This is a genomic window from Actinoplanes sp. NPDC051513, from assembly GCF_044454685.1.
Lineage (GTDB): Bacteria > Actinomycetota > Actinomycetes > Mycobacteriales > Micromonosporaceae > Actinoplanes.
Genome location: NZ_JBITDW010000009.1, coordinates 104480 through 124806 on the forward strand (window position 1 = coordinate 104480; position 20327 = coordinate 124806).

Annotated in this window: 18 protein-coding genes; 6 read left to right on the plus strand and 12 right to left on the minus strand. The window is 72.5% G+C overall.

Annotation, left to right across the window (positions count from 1 at the left end; genetic code table 11):
- Window positions 1-40 precede the first annotated feature (40 nt).
- Together ACIA5D_RS27930 and ACIA5D_RS27935 are read right to left on the minus strand one after the other, a co-directional pair.
- Window positions 41-1441: an FAD-dependent oxidoreductase gene (locus ACIA5D_RS27930; RefSeq protein ID WP_396033214.1), complete on the minus strand. Its 1401-nt coding sequence runs from the start codon at window positions 1439-1441 to the stop codon at window positions 41-43.
- A gap of 46 nt (window positions 1442-1487) precedes the next feature.
- The gene (locus ACIA5D_RS27935) at window positions 1488-2489 is read right to left on the minus strand and encodes an LLM class flavin-dependent oxidoreductase (RefSeq protein ID WP_396033216.1); all 1002 of its coding nucleotides are present in this window, start codon (window positions 2487-2489) and stop codon (window positions 1488-1490) included.
- An 88-nt stretch (window positions 2490-2577) separates the two neighbouring features.
- Between ACIA5D_RS27935 and ACIA5D_RS27940 the strand changes: the two genes are divergently transcribed.
- Window positions 2578-3171 carry a hypothetical protein gene (locus tag ACIA5D_RS27940; protein WP_396033217.1) on the plus strand — a complete coding sequence of 198 codons (594 nt, stop codon included), beginning with the start codon at window positions 2578-2580 and terminating at the stop codon, window positions 3169-3171.
- Here the strand turns inward: ACIA5D_RS27940 and ACIA5D_RS27945 are convergent.
- The 5 genes from ACIA5D_RS27945 to ACIA5D_RS27965 all read right to left on the minus strand — a co-directional run bounded on the left by ACIA5D_RS27945 (window position 3131) and on the right by ACIA5D_RS27965 (window position 11610).
- The gene (locus ACIA5D_RS27945; protein ID WP_396033218.1) at window positions 3131-3556 is read right to left on the minus strand and encodes a DUF6010 family protein; all 426 of its coding nucleotides are present in this window, start codon (window positions 3554-3556) and stop codon (window positions 3131-3133) included. The two genes, ACIA5D_RS27940 and ACIA5D_RS27945, sit on opposite strands and share 41 nt — an antisense overlap.
- Before the next feature lie 74 nt (window positions 3557-3630).
- Window positions 3631-4077, minus strand: coding sequence for a type 1 glutamine amidotransferase domain-containing protein (locus ACIA5D_RS27950; RefSeq protein WP_396033219.1), 447 nt, complete (start codon window positions 4075-4077; stop codon window positions 3631-3633).
- Window positions 4078-4114: 37 nt separating this feature from the next.
- Complete coding sequence (locus tag ACIA5D_RS27955) at window positions 4115-9403, minus strand: diguanylate cyclase (protein ID WP_396033220.1); 5289 nt, start codon at window positions 9401-9403, stop codon at window positions 4115-4117.
- 81 nt (window positions 9404-9484) lie between these two features.
- Window positions 9485-11227, minus strand: coding sequence for a potassium channel family protein (locus tag ACIA5D_RS27960; protein WP_396033221.1), 1743 nt, complete (start codon window positions 11225-11227; stop codon window positions 9485-9487).
- Window positions 11224-11610 carry a DUF6394 family protein gene (locus ACIA5D_RS27965; RefSeq protein ID WP_396033222.1) on the minus strand — a complete coding sequence of 129 codons (387 nt, stop codon included), beginning with the start codon at window positions 11608-11610 and terminating at the stop codon, window positions 11224-11226. The genes ACIA5D_RS27960 and ACIA5D_RS27965 overlap by 4 nt, the downstream gene beginning before the upstream one ends.
- A gap of 134 nt (window positions 11611-11744) precedes the next feature.
- Between ACIA5D_RS27965 and ACIA5D_RS27970 the strand changes: the two genes are divergently transcribed.
- Both ACIA5D_RS27970 and ACIA5D_RS27975 read left to right on the plus strand, forming a co-directional pair.
- On the plus strand, window positions 11745-11942 hold the full coding sequence (locus tag ACIA5D_RS27970; RefSeq protein WP_396033223.1) for a hypothetical protein: 198 nt from the start codon (window positions 11745-11747) through the stop codon (window positions 11940-11942).
- 63 nt (window positions 11943-12005) lie between these two features.
- Window positions 12006-12857 (plus strand): aldo/keto reductase, encoded by an 852-nt coding sequence (locus ACIA5D_RS27975; protein WP_396033224.1) that lies wholly within the window; start codon window positions 12006-12008, stop codon window positions 12855-12857.
- On the opposite strand, the gene ACIA5D_RS27980 is transcribed toward ACIA5D_RS27975, so the two are convergent.
- The 5 genes from ACIA5D_RS27980 to ACIA5D_RS28000 form a co-directional block, all read right to left on the minus strand.
- Window positions 12850-13500: a response regulator gene (locus tag ACIA5D_RS27980; protein WP_396033225.1), complete on the minus strand. Its 651-nt coding sequence runs from the start codon at window positions 13498-13500 to the stop codon at window positions 12850-12852. The two genes, ACIA5D_RS27975 and ACIA5D_RS27980, sit on opposite strands and share 8 nt — an antisense overlap.
- The gene (locus ACIA5D_RS27985) at window positions 13497-14651 is read right to left on the minus strand and encodes a sensor histidine kinase (protein WP_396033227.1); all 1155 of its coding nucleotides are present in this window, start codon (window positions 14649-14651) and stop codon (window positions 13497-13499) included. Before ACIA5D_RS27985 ends, ACIA5D_RS27980 begins: the two co-directional genes overlap by 4 nt.
- Window positions 14648-15523, minus strand: coding sequence for a lysostaphin resistance A-like protein (locus tag ACIA5D_RS27990; protein WP_396033228.1), 876 nt, complete (start codon window positions 15521-15523; stop codon window positions 14648-14650). Before ACIA5D_RS27990 ends, ACIA5D_RS27985 begins: the two co-directional genes overlap by 4 nt.
- 147 nt (window positions 15524-15670) lie before the next feature.
- Window positions 15671-16723, minus strand: coding sequence for a S1C family serine protease (locus tag ACIA5D_RS27995; RefSeq protein WP_396033467.1), 1053 nt, complete (start codon window positions 16721-16723; stop codon window positions 15671-15673).
- The gene (locus ACIA5D_RS28000) at window positions 16699-17370 is read right to left on the minus strand and encodes a response regulator (protein ID WP_396033229.1); all 672 of its coding nucleotides are present in this window, start codon (window positions 17368-17370) and stop codon (window positions 16699-16701) included. Before ACIA5D_RS28000 ends, ACIA5D_RS27995 begins: the two co-directional genes overlap by 25 nt.
- Window positions 17371-17514: 144 nt before the next feature.
- On the opposite strand from ACIA5D_RS28000, the gene ACIA5D_RS28005 reads away from it, so the two are divergent.
- From ACIA5D_RS28005 to ACIA5D_RS28015, 3 genes are read left to right on the plus strand one after another with little or no spacing between them, the layout of a single operon-like run.
- Window positions 17515-18048 (plus strand): hypothetical protein, encoded by a 534-nt coding sequence (locus ACIA5D_RS28005; protein WP_396033230.1) that lies wholly within the window; start codon window positions 17515-17517, stop codon window positions 18046-18048.
- A 12-nt stretch (window positions 18049-18060) separates the two neighbouring features.
- Window positions 18061-19188, plus strand: coding sequence for a sensor histidine kinase (locus ACIA5D_RS28010; RefSeq protein ID WP_396033231.1), 1128 nt, complete (start codon window positions 18061-18063; stop codon window positions 19186-19188).
- A gap of 4 nt (window positions 19189-19192) precedes the next feature.
- The gene (locus tag ACIA5D_RS28015) at window positions 19193-20311 is read left to right on the plus strand and encodes a sensor histidine kinase (protein WP_396033232.1); all 1119 of its coding nucleotides are present in this window, start codon (window positions 19193-19195) and stop codon (window positions 20309-20311) included.
- Window positions 20312-20327: the final 16 nt, after the last annotated feature.

Sequence of the window (20327 nt, forward strand, 5' to 3'; positions counted from 1 at the left end):
GCGGGCGCCGGGTACGCGAGCGCACGCCTCCCAGGAGAAGTCAGGCGGTCGAGCGCGCGCCGATCGCGAGGGCGCGGGCCAGGAAACGCGGCTCGGCCAGCGCGCTCGGGTGGGCGAGCATCGCGGTGACCTTGCCGAGCCGGTGGTTCACCCGCTGGTCGCGCATCGAGGCCTTGAAGATGAGGCCGCTGACCCATTGGATCGCCCGGTACCCCGTGGGGTAGGGGCCGTCCACGTGCGGCAGCGCCAGGTCGGCCATCGTGGACACCTGCCAGGCGGCGTCGACGATCACCTTGACGTCCGCGAAGTACGACCGGGCCGGGCGGGCCAGATCGGGCTCGCCGCGCAGATACTCCGACAGCGCCGAGGCGTGCAGCATCGCGGAGGTCATGCCCTGGCCGTACACGGGATTGAAAGATGCCACCGCGTCGCCCGCCGCGACCAGGCGGGACGGGAACCGGCGCAGCCGGTGGAACTCGCGACGCCGGCTGTCGGCCTGGTGGTAGGTGATGACCTCGCCGCACTGCTCGGCGGTCGTGGCCACCTCGCCGAACTCGCGCGGGAAGTCCTCGACGCAGCGCCGCCGGAACTGGAGGTCGTCGCGCTCGGGGCGGTCGTCGGCGTAACCGGAGATCAGCATCGTCCAGCGGTCGCCCTCGATCGGGGTGAAGCCGCCGATCCGCGCGACCCGGCCGGGGCCGGGGTTGGCGACCGAGATGCACGACCAAACCGACGGGTTCGCGGGGCGGCGGAAGAGGGCGGTGGCGTAGTTGAGCTTGATGCCCATCCGCTTCATCTCGGGCTTGGGGAAGCCGTGCGCCTCGATCCAGTCGCCGAGCCGGGACGACCGGCCGGTCGCGTCGACGACGAAGTCGGCCGGCTCCTCGCCGCCCTCGTGGCGTACCCCGGTGACCGCGTCGCCGTCCATCGTCAGGCCCTCGGCCCGGCCCCGGATCGCGCGCACGTTGGGCAGCGCCAGAACGCGGCGGCGGATCAGCGCCTCGAGGAACGGGCGGCTGGAGATGAGGGCCTGCGGCGCCGAGTCGGACGGCGGATCCTGGCGCAGCCGGCCGTCCATGTAGAACCGGTTGGTGTTCAGGGGCGGGTTCACCGCGCCGGCCGCGATCGCCTCCTCGTAGAAGCCGGGGAACCAGCGCTTCAACTGGTTGAGGCCGGAGGGGAGCAGCGCGTGCACCTGGCTGCCCTGCGGCACGCCGGGGCGCGGCACGGCTTCGGCGGCGACCCGCTCGTCGGGCACGTCGAGGCCGGCAAGGTCGTCCCGCTCGATGATGAGCACCCGTTCGGCGTGGTCGCTGAGCACCCGGGCGGCCATCAGCCCTGCGACGCTGCCGCCCAGCACGATCGCCTGCCGGAACAGCACCCGCTGCCCGGTCGGAGGTTCGGACGTCGAGATGGCGGCGAATCGGCGAGCGGCAGACATTCGGCAAAGATACCTGTCGATTACGACCTAAGAGTTCACGGTTCGCTCACACCCGGCCGGCGGCCGCCATCGCCGCGCCGGTCAGCTCGATCGAGCGCACCCGATCCGCGGTCTCGGACGCTTGGTGCGTCGTGATCACCTCGTCGGCGTGGCAGCCGGCCGCGAACGCCGTCAGGTAGTCGCGGACCTCTTCGGGCGTGCCGGCCACGCTGTAGCGGGTCATCGAGGCGAGCTGTGCGCCGTTCGGCGAGGCCAGGAACTCGTCGATCTCGGCGTCGGTGAAGTTGCCGCCGACCCCGCCGCGCGTGATGAACGCCCGGGTGCGCGCCCGGTAGGCCACCTTCATCTGCTGCGCCGCGACGTCCCGGTCCTCCGCGGCGAACACGTTGACCCCGGCGATCACGTACGGCTCGGCGAGCTGCTCCGACGGCTTGAAGGTGTCGCGGTAGAGCTCAACGGCCTGGTGCAGCGCGTCCGGGGCGAAATGCGAGGCGAACGCGTACGGCAGACCCAGCTGCGCCGCGAGCTGGGCGCCGAACAGCGACGATCCGAGGATGTACAGCGGGACGACCTCGTCGGCTCGCGGCACCGCCTGCACGCCCGGCACCCTGCTCTTGCCGGTGAGGTAGCCCTGCAGCTCCAGCACGTCGTCCGGAAACGTGTCGGCCGCCGTCGGGTCGCGGCGCAGGGCGAACTGCGTGTTCTGGTCGCTGCCGGGCGCGCGGCCCAGGCCCAGGTCGATGCGCCCCGGGTGCAGCGTGGCGAGCGTCCCGAACTGCTCGGCGATCACCAGCGGCGAGTGGTTCGGCAGCATGACGCCGCCGGCCCCGAGCCGGATCGACTCGGTGCGGTCGGCGATGTGGCCGATGAGCACGCTCGTGGCGGACGAGGCGATGGTCGGCATGTTGTGATGCTCGGCGTACCAGACCCGGCGGAAGCCGCTGCGCTCGGCCGCTCGAGCCAGCTCCACCGAGGCCGCGAAACTTTCCCGCACCGACCGGCCGCGCTGCACCGGCGCCAGATCGAGCAGGGAGAGGACAAGAGGCATGATCCCGACCCTAGCTCTGCGGTAGGGGGTCACGATTGGCTCCACGGTGTGACGACCGGCACCGCATCCGCTACTTACGCTCCGCGCCATGACAGCTCTCGGAAACTCCCTCATCGCTTTTCTCATCGGTGCCGACCCACCGCGAATCGGCGGTCGGCGCGAGCGTGTGGCGATCGTTCTGGCCGTCGCGGCGGCGGCCTATCTCGCGTACGGCGCGACGACGTACCTGGATCTGAAGTCGGGCCTGCCGTGGGTGCTGTGCGCGCTGGGCGGCCTGGCGCTGGCCGTACCGATGGCGCTGGTCGTGACGCGGCCGCTGCTGGCCTGGCGGCTGGTGTGGCTGGCCTCGGTGATCACGGGCGTCGCGGTCCAGGCCCATCACCGCACGCCGTTCTCCTGGCACCCCGCGATGCTCGCGGCGCAGGTGGTGATCCTGTTCGTGGTGGCGCGGCGGCTGCCGTACGCCGTGAGCCTGTGGGCCTGGGGGAGCATGGCCGGGCTGGTGTGCCTGTCCTTCTACCCGGCCGACCGGCTGCCGCTGATCGAGCTGATCACCCTCGTCACGGCGATGGCCTGGGGCCTGCGGGGCTTGCGATCCCGAAGGCCCGCCGACGGTCAAGGGGTGGAGCCGAACGCGATCGTCAACGACCCGGACCGGAGCGAACGGCTGTTCTTGCGGTGAGCGAGCGGACGATCTCGGCCGGCGAGCGCCCGCCCGCGAAGCACCACAGGGCGATCACCGGGTCGCAGATGGCGCAGCCCAGCGACGAGTCGTGCACGGACGGGATGATCTGCGCGCCACGGCGGTGATGCAGGATGTCCCACCCGGTATGGAGCAGCCAGCCGATGCCGATGAAATTCCAGGAGCGCAGGCCGAAGTACGCCACGACGACCATCACGGCGGCGAACGCCAACTCCAGCAGGCCGAAGCCGCCGCCGCTGATGTAGACGCCGCCGGCGCCGGCGATCAGGAGGGCGTTCACGCGTTGCCGGTGCGGTTCGGGGATCAGTGACGCGAGCGTGATGAAGATCAGCGCGACCAGGACGGGCATGATGTAGCGAAGCATTGCGGCAGCGTAAGAACGCTGCCGCACGCTCCGACAGAGGACCGATTGCCAGGTTTCCCCGGATTGTCGCCAGGTCAGGCCGGGGCTTTGAGCAGCGCCTCGCCCACGGCCTCGGCGGAGGCGGGGTTCTGGCCGGTGATCAGGTTGCCGTCGACGACGACATGCGACGACCAGGCCGGGCCGCCCTCGAACACCGCGCCGGCCTGGCGCAAGCGGGTCTCCAGCAGCCAGGGCGCGTGGTCGGCGAGCTGCGCCTGCCGCTCTTCCTCGTCGATGAACGAGGTCATCCGCCGGCCGCGGAACAGCCAGCTGCCGTCGGGCGCGCCGGCCGGCAGGAACGCGGCCAGGCCGTGGCAGAGGGCGGCCACGGTCTTGCCGGGGTCGGGCAGCATGGCGGCCAGGACGCGGGCGATGTGGGGGTTGACGGCCAGATCTTGCATGAGGCCGTGGCCGCCGGGAATCACGACGGCGTCGTAGTCGGCCGGGTTCACCTCCTCCAGGCGCGTGGGCTTGTCGAGCACTCCGGCGAGGCCGTCCAGGTAGCTGCGGATCTCGGGTCTACGGCGCCAGGCAGACGCGGTCGCGGCCGGTCTGCTTGGCCTCGTAGAGCGCCCGGTCGGCCCGGGCGAGCAGCTGACGCAGGTCTTGCTCGCCGCCGTCGGGGCAGGCCAGGCCGACGCTGATGGTGACCGGCAACGATCCGGCGTCGGTCGGCACCGGGCGGCCGGACACCGCGAGGTGCAGCCGGCCGGCCAGGTCGGTCGCGGGCATCGAGGCCTGCGGGGTGACCACCGCGAACTCCTCGCCGCCGTACCGGCCCAGGACGTCGCCGTCGCCGATGATGTCGCGCAGGCGCCGGGCGACGACCCGGATCACCTCGTCGCCGACCGGATGCCCGTACGTGTCGTTGATCCTCTTGAAGTGGTCGATGTCCACCATGATCGCCGCGATCTGCCGCGGGACAGTGTCGAGCAGCCGGCCGGCCTCGCCGAAGAAGTGGTTGCGGTTGTAGAGGCCGGTCAGCCCGTCCCGGGTGGCCATCCGGCGCACCTGGCTGAAGAGCCGCGCGTTCTCGTACGCCGTCATGCCCTGACGCGCGATGGCCGCGGCGATCTGGATCTGCGCCTCGGTCATGACGTCCTCGCCGGTCGCGCCCACCACCAGGATGCCGTACGGCTCGCCGCCCTGAGCGACCTGGATGGCCCACCAGCAGCGCGGGGCGCCGAGCAGCCCGCCGAATGGCGGCCGGTCACCCGGGAACACCGAGCGCACCCGCGGGCCGGTCAGCTCCAGCAGGTCTGGTGGCGGGACGGGCAGCCGCGAGCCGGCCGCGGCGGCGGCGCCGTGCGCGGCCGCGACCACGAGCCCGTTGGCGCTGGGCCCGGTCAGCAGCACGGCCGTGTCACCGCCCAGCGTCTTGGCGAGGCTGGTCAGCAGTCGGCGCATCACTTCGTCGGGGTCCAGCGACGAGCTGTGGTCGGCCATCGCCGCGTTCAGGGTCTCGGCCACATTGCGCTGCCGGCGCGCGGCCTGCACCTCGACCTCGAGCTGCGCGGCGCGGGCCGTCTCGAGCGACACCGCGACGTGGTTGGTGATGGCCTTGAGGATGTCGACGTCGGCGCTGGTGAATACGCCCTTGGCTATCCTGCTGTCGAGATAGACCACGCCGCGCAGCAGGCCGTTGAAGCGCAGCGGCGCGATCATGATGCTGCGCAGGCCGTGGACCTGGACGCTGTGCGCGCCGAGCGCCACGCCCTCCTCGCTGCCGGTCACGACGAGCGGCTCGCCGGTGTGCCGCACCCGGTCGACGAGCGTGGTGCTGTAGCCGGTCAGCTCGTGGATCTCGTTGCCCCGGGCGTCCCGGCCGACGTGCGGGACCAGCTCGTCGCGGTCGCGGTCGAGCAGGAAGAGGTACGCCCGCTCGGCGCCGAGGATGCGCAGGGTCTCGTCGAGCGCCACCCGGGACAGCGAGGCCGGGTCGAGCACCGTCGCCGACGCGAGGCTGACCTGCTGGAGCGCCTCGAGCCGCCGTTGGTACCGGCCCGGGTCGCTGCCCGGCGTGCGGGGCCCGGCCTGGTCGGCGGGGTTGATGGTGATCGATCCGGGCTGCGTCGACTCGTGCCCGCTCACCCGGAACTCGTCGGCGACCCACTGGGTCCGCTGCGGCCACTTCTGCTCGATGGCGATCATCTGGGCGAGCTTGGCCTGCTGCACGGCCGAGGCCGGCTGGTCGAGGGCGGCCAGCGCGCGGGCGCGTACCCGGGCCGCCTCGTACGTGATCAGCGGCGCGTCCAGCGGCACGAGCGCCACCTCGACGCCCGCGAGGGTGCGCAACGCGTCACCCGGCCGGCCCTCGATGATCTCGAGGTCGGCCCGGGTCACCAGGTGGAAGGCGCGTAGCGGCTTGGTGTCCGCCATGGTCGCGAGCCCGGCCACGGCCGCCTCCGCGGCGGCGCGATCGGCGGAACTGTCCGCGCCTCCGCCCCCGGCGGAAGCGCCGCCGCGGCACCGGGCGAGCCGGCCCAGCGCCTCCCACACGTAGTACACCCGCTGCTCGGGGACCATGGCCTTCGGCTTGAGCCCGAGTACCGCGAACTCGGCGGCGAGCCGCTCGAACGGCTCGCCCAGCAGGCCCTCTTCGACCAGGGCGACCATGCGGGCGCCGTACAGATTGATCAGTTGCATGGGGTTGTCGGGGTTCGACCGCACGAACCGGCGCATCTCCTCGATGCGGGCGTCGGCCTCCTCGGGACGGCCGCGCAGCGCGGCGAGCACGGCGGCCACGGCCCCGATCGCGGCGCCCTCGGCCTGGGCGCCCGGTCCCAGGCGGGCCAGGCCACGCCGGTACCAGGCCTCGGCCTCGGTGGTGCAGCCGCGCTTGAAGAACTGCATGCTCACCGTGGACACACCGGTCAGGTAGTCGCCCAGCTCGAGCCAGCGCTCGTGCTCGACCAGCGCCCGGCTCCACACCTGACTCTCGTCGTCGTGGCCGCTCAGGTGGCTGCCCGCGCCCCGCTTCCACTCGACGTACCCGACCAGCTCGGGGTCGCCGACGCCGGCCGCGACCCCGGCGGCCTTGTCGTAGAGGCGGGTCGCGAGCTTCCGCCGGCCGGCCACGTCGGCGATCACCCCGAGGCCGGCCATGTGCTGGGCGTACTCGCGGCCCGGGCCGAGCCGGTTGATCGGGTGGACGGCGCGCAGGCTCATCACGGCGCGCATGGCCCGGCGCATCCGCATCGACAGCGCCAACGTGGCGATGTCGCAGAGGACGGCCTCCAGCCGGTACCGCTCCCTCGTGCGTCCGCTCGCGCCGCCGAAGCCCAGCCCGGTGCGGCCGATGATCATGCCGACCAGCACCGACCAGAGCGTGGTGAGGGTCAGGCCGATGCGGCCGCGGGGCAGCGGCGAGCCCAGCTCGGCGAGGCCGCGGCGGACCGCGTCGAACGCCTGGTCGGGGTTCCACGCGCTGTTGTGGACCATCGCCGCCTGGGCGAGGATCTCGGCCCGGCCCAGCCCGTCGGGCTCGCCGCGCAGCGCCTGGTCGAGGTGGCGGTACGCCTCGGCGAACCGGCCGGAGCGGGCGCAGCTCGTGCCGAGCGCGAGGAAGAAGTCGGGTGGCGGGGTCACGCCCGCGCCGGCGGCCGCCCGCGCGGCGACCTCGAGGAAATCGCGGGCCTCGGCCGGGGCGTGCTCGGCCAGGGCCAGCCGCCCGGCGGCGAAGCCGCTGTAGTACACCCGCTGCGGCCGGCGGCCGGTCTCGCCGAGCGCGTAGTGCCGGGCGACTGCGTACACGTAGCGGGGATCGCCGGGCGCGGCGGCGTCCAGGACCTCGGCGATGCGCTGGTGCAGCCCGCGAAGCGACGCGGCGTCGAGGCCGACCAGCAACGCCTCGCGGATGCGGTCGTGCAGGAACCGGTAGCCGTCGGGGCCGGTGGCGGCCACCAGCCGCCGGGACTCTGCCTCGGCGAGCAGGGCGCGGGCCCGGCGCGAGTCGATGTCGGAGACCACCGCGGCCAGTTCGGCCGGGAACCAGCGCCCGCCCGCGGCGCCGGCGGCCAGCAGCCGGTGGCTCTCGGCGCCGAGGCCGTCGATGCGCTGGAGGACCAGGTCGAGCGCGTCACCGGAGAGCTCGAGGCGGTCGAGGCTCGCCAGATCGAGCCGCCAGCCGTTCCACGACGGGCCGACCAGCCCGGCGTCGAGGACCGCGCGGACGTACTCGCCGATGGTGAACGGGTTGCCGCCGGCCCGGGCCGCCAGCTCGGCGACGTGCTCGGCGGGCAGCCGGACGGCGCCCAGGTGCTCGGTGACCAACTGCTCCACGGCGTCCTGCTCGAGCGGGCCCAGCGGGATCCGGGTGTCGAGGGCGGCGTCCATGTCGGCGCCGAACCGGGCGAGCGCGGGCGCGCTGCCTTCGTCGTCACGGCTCGTCGCGATCACCAGCAGCGGGGTGACGGGCAGCCGGCCGGCCACCCGCTGCAGCACCCGGCGGGTCGGCTCGTCGAGCCACTGCACGTCGTCGATGTGCAGGACGGCGGCCTGGAACTCCTCGGCCAGGCCGATCAGGAACGCCGCGACCGCGTTGACGAACTGCTCGTGGCGGTTCTGCTCGCCGAGCTCGGGCGCCTGCACCAGGTCGGCCAGCAGCGGCGACAGCGTACGCAGCAGCGGGCCGCCGCGACCGGCCGCACGGCGCAGCTGATCGACGGCGCGACCGCGCTCGGGCTCGGGCAGCCGATCGATGGTCCGCAGGTACCGCTCGACCGCGCCGCGCAGGGGCGCCAGCGGCACCGGATCGTCGGGCACGCACTTGCCGTACAGGGTGAGGTCGCCGTCCGAGGCGACCGCGTTGGTCAGCTCGCGGACCAGCCGGGTCTTGCCGGCGCCACCCTGACCCTCGACGGTCACGGCGCCCCCGCCGCCGTCGCGGGCCCGCAGCCAGCGGTGGGCCAGCGTGACCACCTCGTCGTCGCGGCCCACCAGGCGCTGCGGGCCGCTCGGCTGCACCCCGCGCTGGTCGGACGCCACCGCGAACGTCGCCCGCGGCTGCTCGGCGAGCCGGCGCAGGTCGGCCAGCAGGCTCTCGCCGCTCTGATAGCGGTCGTCGGGGTCCTTGGCCAGCAGCGTCGCGACGATCGCGGCCATGGTGGCGGAGAGCTCGGGGCACTGCGCCCGCGCGTCGGGGATCGGCGCGGTGGCGTGCAGCCGGATCAGCTCGCCGGCGTCCTTCGCGTAGTAGGGGACCTGGCCGGTGAGGCACTCGTGGAGCAGCACGCCGACGGCGTACAGGTCGGAGCGGCCGTCGACCGGCCGCTTGAGCATGCCGGTCTGCTCGGGAGCGCTGTAGAGCAGCGTCCCGGCGACCCCCTCGTGCGCGCCGCCGCGGGCGGCGAGGCCGAAGTCGATCAGCCGGCCGGTGCCGGTCGGCTCGACGATCACATTGTCCGGTTTGACGTCACGATGGACCAGGCCGGCCCGGTGCGCGGCCGCGAGCGGCTCGACCACGTCGATGGCCAGCCGCACCGCCGTCTGCTCGTCGAGGCGCCCGGCGCGCAGGGTCTGCGACAGAGGGAAGCCGTCGATGTACTCGAGGATCAGGTACGGCCCCGTCGAGGCCTGCCCGACCTCGAAGATGCGCGGGAGCAGCGGGTGGCCGACCGAGCCGAGCAGCGCGGCCTCCCGGCGCACGGTGGTCAGGGCCCGCGTATCGGTGGAGGTCAGCATCTTCAGCGTGTACTCGGCGCCGTGGCGGCGCACGCGGTAGACGACCGTGTCGGCCCCGCGCCCGAGCTGCGAGATCACCTCGAGATCCGAGAGTGACCCCGGCGCCGTGCCGAAGATCGCGGTCAAACGTGTCCTTCCATCCACGCGGGCTAATCGGAAGTTACGCCTCGCGCCACGCATGATGCCACCGTTGAACCACCGGTAACTTCAGTCCGTGTGGGGGAGGCGGCGGGTGATCCGCTGCCAGAGCCAGCCGGAGGGCACGGTCCGACCGTAGAGGACGTACTCGCCGACGGCGCGGTTGGTCATGGTGTCGGCCAGGGCGCGCCGGGCCGCGGGATGGCCGACGAACAGGAGCTGGTCGCCCGGCGCGAGCCGCTCGTCCTCCTCCGGGCCCAGCATCGTCTCGTCCTGGCGCAGCAACAGCAGCGGCACGGCCGCCACCAGCCGATCCCGGTCCCGCGGGTCGCGTACGAGGTCGCCCAGCCGGGCGTCGCCGCGGCGCAGCCAGGGGCCGAGCGCCGGCGCCTCCGCATCGGTCAGAGTGGCCTTCCAGATGCTGCCCAGGCGGCTGCCGCAGTGTGCCTCGAGGCGGTCGAGCATCCGCTCCGCCCACGCGTCGCCGCGGTCCGGCATCTCCTGCAGGAAGCGCCACAGCAGCGGCGTGCTCAGCAGGGCGTAGATCTCGCGGGCCGCCACCTCGGCCGGCACAACCACCCAGTCGACGCCGGCCGCCTCGAACAGCGGCGCGCTGGCGGGCTTGTTCTGCCGCGCGGCGACGAACAGGCCGGGGTTGCGGCGGCGAGCGGCCGCGACCAGGGAGAGGTTGGTGGTGTCGTTGTCCGTCCCGGCGACGAAGCCGGCCGCCTCGGCCGGCCGGGCCTGCCGCAGCACCGCGGGATCCGAGGCGTCCCCGACGATCACCCCCGGCTCGTCGTCGTGCTCGTCCAGATCGATGATCGTGACCTCCAGGCCGTCGGCCCGGAGGTCCTCGACGACCTTGCGGCCGAACCGGCCGTACCCGCACACCACCCAGCGCCCGGCGGCGGGCGCACGTCCCGGTTCCGGAAGCTCCGCTCCCGGGCCACCCACCAGCCAGGACATCAACTGGTACGAGGCGGGCGCGTGCAGCGCCAGCCGGACGTGATCGCCGAAGCGGTCGAACGGGTTGACCACCGTCGGCGAGCCGAACGCCCGCATCCGGTGCTCGATCGCCGGCGACACGGTGCGCGCGACGACCGGCAACCCGGGGCGGATCAGCGCGGCCGTCATGGCCACCACCAGGTTGACCTCGTCGTTGTCGGTCAGCGCCAGCACGCCCTCGCAGCGCGGATGATCGAGTCCGGCGAAGTCGAGGGTGCGCGGGTCGGCGGCGTCGCCGACCAGCCCCGGCACGTCCGCGTGGTAGGAGTCGATGTCGAGGGCGTCGACCCGCTCGGCCGAGAGATCCAGCACCACCAGGCGGCGGCCGAGGGAGTCGAGCGCGCGGCCGAGGATCCGTCCCGTCTGCCCGTAGCCGGCGAGCAGCAGGAACGGCTCGCGCAGCCGGGTCACCGTGCGCGAGAAGCGCCGCAACGCGATGGCCTGCCGGAACGTGCGGTCCTGCAGGAGCGTCAGGAGCGATCCGATCGCGTACGCCCAGCCGATCACCGTCAGATAGATGGTCGCCATGACCCACAGTCGCTGCGCGCCGGTGAACGGCTGGGGAAGCTCGCCGTACCCGATCGTCGTGGCCGTGTAGCTCATGAAGTAGAAGGCGTCGAAGAAGCTCATCCGCGCGGGCTGCCCGGCGGCGTCGCGTCCCGGGATCATCGTCAGGCCGAGGACGCTGACCGAGAAGATCACGATCAGCACGATGAGCGGCGCCCGCATGCGCCGCAGCAGCAGGAAGATGGTCGGCGACGTCTCGGCGTAGTGCGGGGAGAAACGGCGTCGCCGCGGCCCCCTCATCGGCGGTGGAAGGTCGTCGTCTCGATCACCAGCAGGACGACCGAGACCAGGTTGGCGAGCAGCGCGCCGCCGGAGAGCGACACCACGCCCGCCATCGCCTCGGCGTCCAGCCCCGCGGAGGAGATCTGCGTGGCCCACGCCCACAGGAGAGCCGCCGCGATCAGCTGAAGGTCGGCGACCAGGCTGGTGGCCAGGTGCACCGCCCCGATCTGGGTACGGTCGCCGAACTTCAGCACGGTGGCGATCAGGCTGACCACCACGGCCGCGAACAGCTCGTAGACGTTGTGCAGCTTCGGGTTCGAGATGTCCCCGATGAAGAAACCGAGGTTCAGCGTCGCCGCCAGCAGCACGAAGAAGCCGAAGACGACCTTTTCCAGGCTCATGCGCCACTCACCTCGCGCGAGGTGGTCAGCAGGGTCAGCTCCGAGCGCGCGTTCATACCGTTGAGTATCTCTGCCAGTCGGTGATCACCTTCGACTGACGCATGATCGCCAGGGTTTTCGGGTAAACCGTCCCTATGATCCTGAATCTGATTCGACGCTTTGTCATCATGGCGATCGCCCTCCCGCTGGCCGCGGCGGGCGCCCGCAAGCTCAGCGACGCCATGGAGTCCCGGCGCGGGCCGAGCCGGGCCACCCGGCTGCTGAGGCAGGGGGCGGACACGCTTCAGGGCTTCCGCCCGCAGAAGAAACGCAGGTTCTCCTTCGGGCGCTGACGCCCGTTCCGGCATAGGTTGCTTGTGGCAGCAGATGGCACCCAGCTCAGAGGAGCCAAGACGTTGAGCACACCACAAGCGGCCGCGGCGGGGACGATCGACCTCGGCGGCGACCTCACGGTCAACCGACTCGGGTTCGGCGCGATGCGCATCACCGGGGACGGCATCTGGGGCGAGCCCAAGAGCCGCGACGAGGCCACGGCCGTCCTGCGCCGGGCGGTCGAGGTCGGCGTCAACCTCATCGACACCGCCGACTCGTACGGGCCGGACGTCAGCGAGACGCTGATCGCCGAGGCGCTGCACCCGTACCCGGAAGACCTGGTGATCGCGACCAAGGGTGGGCTGGTGCGCCCGGGGCCGGGCCAGTGGGTGCCCGACGGGCGGCCCGAGCACCTGCGGCAGGCGCTCGAGGGCAGCCTGCGCCGGCTGCGGCTCGAACAGATCCCGCTCTACCAGTTCCACCGGCCCGACCCGAAGGTGCCGCTCGAGGAGTCGATCGGAGCGCTGGCCGAGCTCAAGGCGCAGGGAAAGATCCGGCACATCGGCGTCTCCAACGTCACCGAGGAGCAGCTGCGCGCCGCCCAGCGGATCACGCCGATCGTCTCCATCCAGAACAGGTACAACGCCGATGACCGCCGGTCGGAGTCGCTGGTCGACCTGTGCGAGCAGGAGCGGCTGGTGTTCCTGCCGTGGGCGCCGATCTCCGGCCACGAGGACCAGCCGGCGGTACGGGCCGCCGCGGCGAAGTACGGCGTCACGGCGTACCAGATCGTCTTGGCCTGGCTCCTGGCCCGCTCGCCGTCGATCCTGCCGATCCCGGGGACCGGCTCGGTCGCCCACCTGGAGGAGAACGTCGCGGCGGCGGGGCTGGAGCTGACTCAGGCCGAGGTCGCCGAGATCAGCGGGCTCAGGTGACCAGGCCGCGGCGGTACGCATAGACGACCGCCTGGACGCGGTCGCGCAGGTCCAGCTTCGTGAGGATGCGGGAGACGTACGTCTTGACAGTCTCGTGGCTGATCACCAGCGCCGCGGCGATCTCGCCGTTGGAGAGGCCGTCGGCGATCAGCAGCAGGACCTCCAGCTCGCGCGGGGTCAGCGGGATGTCGTCCGGTGTGCCGCCGGTCGGGCGGATCCGCGCGGCGTAGCGGCCCACCAACTGGCGGGTCACCTCGGGCGCGAGCAGGGCGGCGCCGGACGCGACGGTGCGGATGCCCTGCAAAAGCTGCGGGGGAGGGGCGTCCTTGAGCAGGAAACCGCTCGCGCCGGCGCGCAGCGCCTCGTAGACGTACTCGTCGAGGTTGAAGGTCGTGACCACGAGAACCTTGACCGGGTCGGTGACGCCCGCGCCGGCCAGCAGGCGGGTGGCCTCGATGCCGTCGAGCACCGGCATGCGTACGTCCATCACCACCACGTCCGGCCGCAGCCGGATCGCCAGATCGACCGCCGACCGGCCGTCGCCGCAGTCGGCGACCACCTCGAGGTCGGGCTGCGCGCCGATGATCGTCGCGAAGCCGGTACGGATCAGCGCCTGGTCGTCGGCGACCAGCACGCTGATCACGCGGCGTTCCCGGCGGGGATCGTCGCCCGCACCACGAAGCCGCCGCCGGGCCTTTCGAAGGCGCTGAACTCGCCGCCCAGCAGGTCGATCCGCTCGCGCAGGCCGGCGAGGCCGCGACCGCTCCCGCCGGGCGACGCCGTGTCCGAGCCCGAGCCGTCGTTGCTGACCTCGACCGTGATCTCCCTGGCGCCGTGCCGCACCCGTACCTCCGTCTGGCTGCCGTGGGCGTACTTCAATGCGTTGGTGAGAGCTTCCTGCACCACCCGGTAGGCGGCGACCTCGGCCCCGCCGGCCGCCCGTCGTGCGGCGCCCTCCTCGGTGAGCTCGACCGGCTGCCCGGCCCGGCGGGTCTGCTCGACCAGCTCGACCAGCTCGCCGACCGACGGCGTGCGCGGCTCGGCGTCGTGCTCGGGCTTGAGCACGTCGAGCAGGTGCCGCAGGTCGGCGATGGCCCGCCGCCCGGTGTCGGTGACCGCGGTCAGCGTCTCGTCGAGGCGGTCCGGCGCGGCGGTCAGGTAGCGCGCCGCCTCGGCCTGCACCACCATCGCCGTCACGTGGTGGGTCACCACGTCGTGCATCTCCCGGGCGATGCGGGTGCGCTCGGCCGTACGCGTGGTCTCGGCGACGTGGTGGCGGCGTTCGGCCTCGGCGGCCCGCGTCGTCCGCAGCCACCCGCCGATGCCCCACGCGATCGCCAGGATCAGGTAGAACGTGACGAATCCGGCCAGCCCCTCGGAGGATCCATTGCGGTCGAGCGCCACCGCGAGGGGCACGTACGCCGCCGAGGCGACGACCATCGTGGCGCGCCGGTAGCGCTCGAGGTAGGCGGCCGTGCTCAGCAGCGCGATCGGCAGCGCGGCGCCGGCCGCCGTGTGGTACCCGCGCAGCTGGTCGATCGCGAAGCCCGCCGAGACGAGCGTGAGGCAGAGCAGCGGCCGGCGGCGGCGCACGGCCAGCGGCAGGCACTCGAGGGCGATCACCAGGGCGGTCAGCGCGTCCCACGGCCGGTCCGGCAGATCGCCGAGCTGCGTTCCCTTGCCGCGCAGCCCCGGCACCACCGTGGCGACCGCGAGCGCCAGCCCCAACGGGAGATCCCGGACCGTGACGTCGAGGCGTCGCCACTGGTCCGGGATGCGCCGGAGGTCGATCACCGGTCGACTGTAGCGGCCGGGTCTGCACCGCCCTGAACAATGCTCGCCGTAGCGGCCGGGGCAACCGCGGCGGCGCGACGGCGGCGGGGCACGATGTGGCCGCGCCGGCGGGCCAGCCACATGAAGACGATCGTCGCGATCATGCCGGCCAGCACCGTGTAGAGGCTCGCCTCGGGCCCGAACTCGCCGCCGCTGAGCAGCGTCGGACCGGACATCGCGCCGTGCAGCAGCCCGTCCGGCGTGTTGCTGCCGGAGACCTCGGTGCCGAAGATCGCGCCTTCGGCGTAGTTCCAGCCGAAGTGCAGGCCGATCGGCAGCCACAGGCTGCGGGTCGCGGCGTACGCGGCGCCGAGCATGCCGCCCGCCTCGATGGCGATCGCGATCGCGCCCCACAGGCTGGCGTGCGCGTTGAACAGGTGCGAGAGTCCGAAGAGGAGGGACGTCAGCGTGAGCGCGCCCCAGGTGCCGAGACGGCCCTCGACGATCCGGAAGAGGATGCCGCGGAAGAGCAGCTCCTCGGTCACCGCCGCGGCCGCCATGAACCCGAACAGCGCCACCGCGCCGGCCAGCGACCCCCAGCCGAGCACCCGGTAGCCGCCGAGGAACGCGATGTTCGCGATCACCGCCGCGAACATACCGGCCCCGAGCAGCGCGCCCCGGCCGAGAGCGCCGGCGGCGCCCGTGCGGGCGAGCTCGGTCACGGCGCGCTTCTCGGTCCGGCCGACAATCCATCGGTACGCGAGAAGCGCCAGCACCGCCGTGCCGAGGCCGAGGATCAAGGTGAGCGGCGCGTTCCAGCCCACCACGGCGACCGCCTGGCTTCCGGCCAGGGCGACCGCCGCGACGACGATGAGCTGCTTCAACAGGCGCATGACGACTCCTTCGGGAGATCCCGCGGCGGGGGCGCCGCGGACACGTCGAACGCTATGGATTCGACGGCCCGAAATAATCACCACGCGGTGGACACCTGCGTGTAGCTCGCACGGGGGACAGCATCGAAAATCTACCCAGACAGGTGTCTAGCCGACCGGGCCGGTGGCCAGCTTGGTGGAGGCGGAGTGGGACCGGCCGTCGAGGTCGGTCCACGCGATTTTGACCTTGTCGCCGGGGTGATAGCGGTCGAGCACCGACGTCAGTGCCGTCGCGTCGCCGATCGTGGCGCCGGCCACCGAGGTGATCACGTCGCCGCGGGTCAGGCCCGCGGACTCGGCCGGGGAGCCCTCGACAACACCGAGGACGACCGGGCCGCTCGAGCCGGCGAAGCCGCGGTTGTTGCTTCCGGCGGTCTCGATGCCGAGGTACGCCGTGGCGCCGATGTGGATCACGCTGGAGGCCTTGCCGGCGCGGATCTGGTCGGCGATGGTCGTCGCGGCGGCGATCGGGATCGCGAAGCCCTGGCCTCCGCTGGCCTGGTACTGGAAGCCGGACGAGGCCGCGGTGTCGACGCCGATCACCTCGCCCGAGGTGGTCAGCAGCGGGCCGCCCGAGTCGCCGGCCTGGATGTCGGCGTCGACCTGGATGAGGCCGGTGAGCTTCTCGGACGAGCCGCTCGCCTCGTCCTCGGCGGTGATCGACTGGTTGAGCGCGGTGATCACGCCGCCGACCGCGCTGGGGGTGCCGCCGGTGCCGCCGGCGTTGCCGATGGCGATCACCTGCTGGCCGGCCTTGACGCTGGCCGACGACAGCGTGGCGGTGGTCAGGCCGGAGGCGCCCGAGAGCCGCAGCATGGCGATGTCGCCGGAGCGGTCGTAGCCGATCACGGCGGCCCGATAGCTCTGGTGGTTGCCGATGTCGGTGACGGTGATGCTGGTGGCGCCGGCGACGACGTGGTTGTTGGTCAGCACGACGCCGTCCGAGGCGACCACGATGCCGGTGCCGGCGGCCTCGCCGTTCTGGGCGCCGAGGACGGTGTCGATGTCGACCAGCGCGGGGTCGACCTTCGCGGCGACCGCGGAGATCTGGCCGTCGGAGGGGCCGTCGGAGCTGCTGCCTTGTACTGCTGGTTTCTTGAAGTGGGCTGACAGTTCCCTGGACGTAGTCGGAGACCCTATTCGGGGTCGTTCGTGGCGAATCCGGTCCGGTACGCGAGGACCACCGCCTGCACCCGGTCGCGCACGCCGAGCTTGGTGAGGATGCGCGCGACGTGCGTCTTCACCGTGGTCTCGGCCACCACCAGCTCGGCCGCGATCTCGGCGTTGGACAGACCCCGCGACAGCAGCCGCAGCACGTCGAGCTCGCGCTCGGTGAGCGAGGAGAGCGGGGCGAGCGAGGTGGGCGAGGCCGGCGGCAGCGAGGGAACAGGCGTGGCGAACCGCTCGACCAACCGCCGGGTGATCGACGGCTCGATCAGCGAGTCCCCGGTCGCCGCCGCCCGCACCGCCGCGATCAGCCGGCTCGACGGCGCGTCCTTGAGCAGGAAACCGGCCGCCCCGGCGCTGAGCGCGCGGTAGACGTACTCGTTCTGGTCGAAGGTCGTCAGCACCACGATCGTCGGCGGGTCGGGTTGCCGGAGGATCTCCTCGGTGGCGGCGAGCCCGTCGAGCTCGGGCATCCGGATGTCCATCAGCACCACGTCCGGCGAGGTCAGACGCGCCTGCCGGATCGCCTCGGCGCCGGTGTCGGCCTCGGCCACCACCTCGATGTCGTCCTCCGACTCCAGGATCACCCGGAAGCCGGTGCGCACGAGCGTCTGATCGTCGGCGATGAGGATCCTGATCACGTCCGCGATTCTCCCGCCCGCGGTGTCGTTGCCGGGTCATCCCTGAGGAGGATGCCGCCCGCCGAAATCGTCCTTGCGGCAGACGAGGGCTACGACCGTCGATCCCTAGCGTCAGGGACACCGAAACGACAAGGGGGAAAGAAAATGAAGCAGATTCGGCCTCTCGACTACGTTCTCGCGGCCCTGATGTCCGCAGCCGGCGTTTTCCTGATGGTGGAGAACATCACCGCCGGCGACGACCAGTCGCTGATCCACCCGGTCGACACCACCTCGTGGCTGATCGTGCCGGCCTTCCTGGTGGTCACCGTGCCGATCCTGTGGCGAAGGCGGAACGCCGCCCTGGTCGCCTGGGTCACCGCGGCGGCCGCGGCCGGGCACGTGCTGGCCTTCGGCTGGCTCACCCGCTGCGGTGTGGCGCTGCCGCTGGGATTCGCGCTCGCCTACGCGGTGGCCCGCTTCTCCCGCACCCGCCGCGATCACCTGATCGGCCTGGCCGGCGTGGTGGCGCTGCTGGTGATCGTCCTGCTGAAGGACTCCTCCGCCGACCTGGCCGGGGCGCTGCCGATCGCTCTTCCGGGCGCCGCCCTCTTCTACGGAGCGGGGCTGCTGGTCCAGAATCGGGTCAACAAGCGGACCACCGAGAACGTCCTGCCGGCCGCCGACCGCGCGACCGTGTGAAGGAGCGCGATCATGAGTGAGGTCTCCCGGGAGATCAGGGGCCGCGACTGGCTGCTCGCGGGAGCCCTCACCGCGCTGGGCGCTCTGCTGGCGCTGATGAACACGACCGCGCCCGACGGGGAGACGGGCATGGCCCACGCCGTGGACACCCAATCGCTCTGGCAGGTGCCGGTGTTCGTGGCGGCCTTCGTGCCCTTGCTGTGGTGGCGGCGGAGCGTCCTGGTGGTCAGCAGCGTCGCGCTCGGCGTGATGGTGCTGCACGACCTGCTGTTCGGCTGGGTCACCCGGTGCGGTGCGGGGCTGCCGCTGGCGTTCGTGCTCGCGTTCCTCGGCGCGCTGAGCCATGGCCGTACGAAAGCATGGGTCTGCTGCGGAATTTCCGCCCTTCTCACGGTGGCCGTGCTGGCCGTCGACGCCTCCGCCGGGCCCGGCGCGCTGATCCTGGCCCTGCCGGTGGTGCTGATCGTCTTCGGCGTGGGCCGGGCCGCGCGGCATCGCTCGCTGCTGAACCGGCAGCTCACCGCCCGCGACGAGGAGTTGCGGCAGCTGCGCGACGACCGGGCGACGCTGATGGTGGCCGGCGACCGGGCGCGGCTGTCCCGGCAGCTCGACGGGCTGCTCCAGGAGCGGCTGGACGAGCTGACCAGGGCGGCCGAGTCGGCGGACGGGCTCGCTCCGGCGCAGGCCCGGGTGCTGCTCGAGTCGATCGAGACAAGCAGCCGGCAGACCATGGACGACATGCGCGAGATCGTCGGGCTGCTGCGCGGCGGCGAGGTCGACCTGGCCCCGGCGCCGACCGTCGCCCACCTCGACGCGTTACTGGCCCGCCGCCAGTCGCCGGAGTCGAGGCTGACCGTGAGCGGTGACCCGCGCTCGCTGCCGGCCACGGTCGAGCTCTCCGCCTACCGGATCGTCGAATACCTGGTGAATGCCCTCGACGATCGGCCGGTGCAGGTCTCGGTGCGGTTCTCCGACGACGCGCTGGAGATTGTCGTGCAGGGCTCGGTGGGGCGCGGCGCGGTGCTGCGGGCGGCGGTCGCCCGCGTACGCGAACGGGCGAAGCTGCACGCCGGCTCGGTGGACGTGAAGCTTGCCCGGGGGTCGGCGCGCGTGCTGGCGCAGCTGCCCGTGCTGGGGTGAGATCGTGCGCTGGCTCGCGATCCCGCTGGTGTTGGTCGTGGTGGTGCTGCCGACCGCGTGGCACGGGTCGTGGGGCGTCCTGACCGTCGTGCTGGTGGCGAGCGGGCTCGCGCTGCTGTGGTGGCGCACGCACCCGCGCGCCGTCGCGCTGACCGGTGGCGCTCTCTGGCTCGCGGGCGCCGCGCTGGCCGGGCACGGCTGGTTCCCCGACACCGCCTTCGTGATCATGGCGCTGCTGTCCACCGTGGCGGCGCTGGGCTTCCGCAGTCGATGGGCCGGCGCCGGTCTGGTCGCCTACCTCGTCGCGCTCTTCCTGGTCCTCTACGTGACCGCCGGAGAGACCAATCCGGTCCCGCTGATCATCTTTGGGGTTCCGGGCTTCTTCGCCGCCACCGTGCTGCGGTTGCGGCACGAGACCGCGCGGCAGCTCGCCGAGCGTGGCCGGGAGCTCGAGGAGGAGCGCGAGCTCTTCGCCGACCTGGCGCTGCGCCACGAGCGGGCCCGGATCGCGGCCGAGCTGCACGACATCATCGGCCACGCGATCAGCGTGATGATCATTCAGGCGGCGGCCGGGCAGCGGCTGGTCGAGCGCGATCCGGACGGCGCGCGGCAGGCGTTCGCGGCGATCGCCGAGTCGGCCCGGCAGGGGCGCGGCGACCTCCAGCGGCTGGTCGACCTGCTCGGCGGCGCCGAGATCGACGGGCCCGACCTGGCGCTGATCGACGAGGTGGTGACCCGCGCGGCGCGCAGCGGCCTCGACGTGTCCTGCCGCTTCGAGGGCGCGCGGGAGGGCGTGCCGGCGCCGGTCGCGCACCTCGCCTTCCGGGTGGTCCAGGAGAGTCTCACCAACGCGTTGCGCTACGCACCGGGAGCGGCCGTCCGGGTCCTGCTTCGAGATTCGGAAACCGATGTGATCGTACGGGTGGAGAGCGATCCCGCCGGCGCCGCGCCACCCCGATCGCTGGGCACCGGCCGGGGGCTCACCGGTCTGCGCGAGCGGATCCAGCAACGGGACGGCCGGTTGACGGCCGGACCGGACGAGCGCGGCGGCTGGGTCGTGCAGGCCGTGCTGCCGGTTGCAGGATTCCGCAATCTGCCCCATGAGGGTTCCCCTCGCCATTGATGAATGGTGTTCTGAT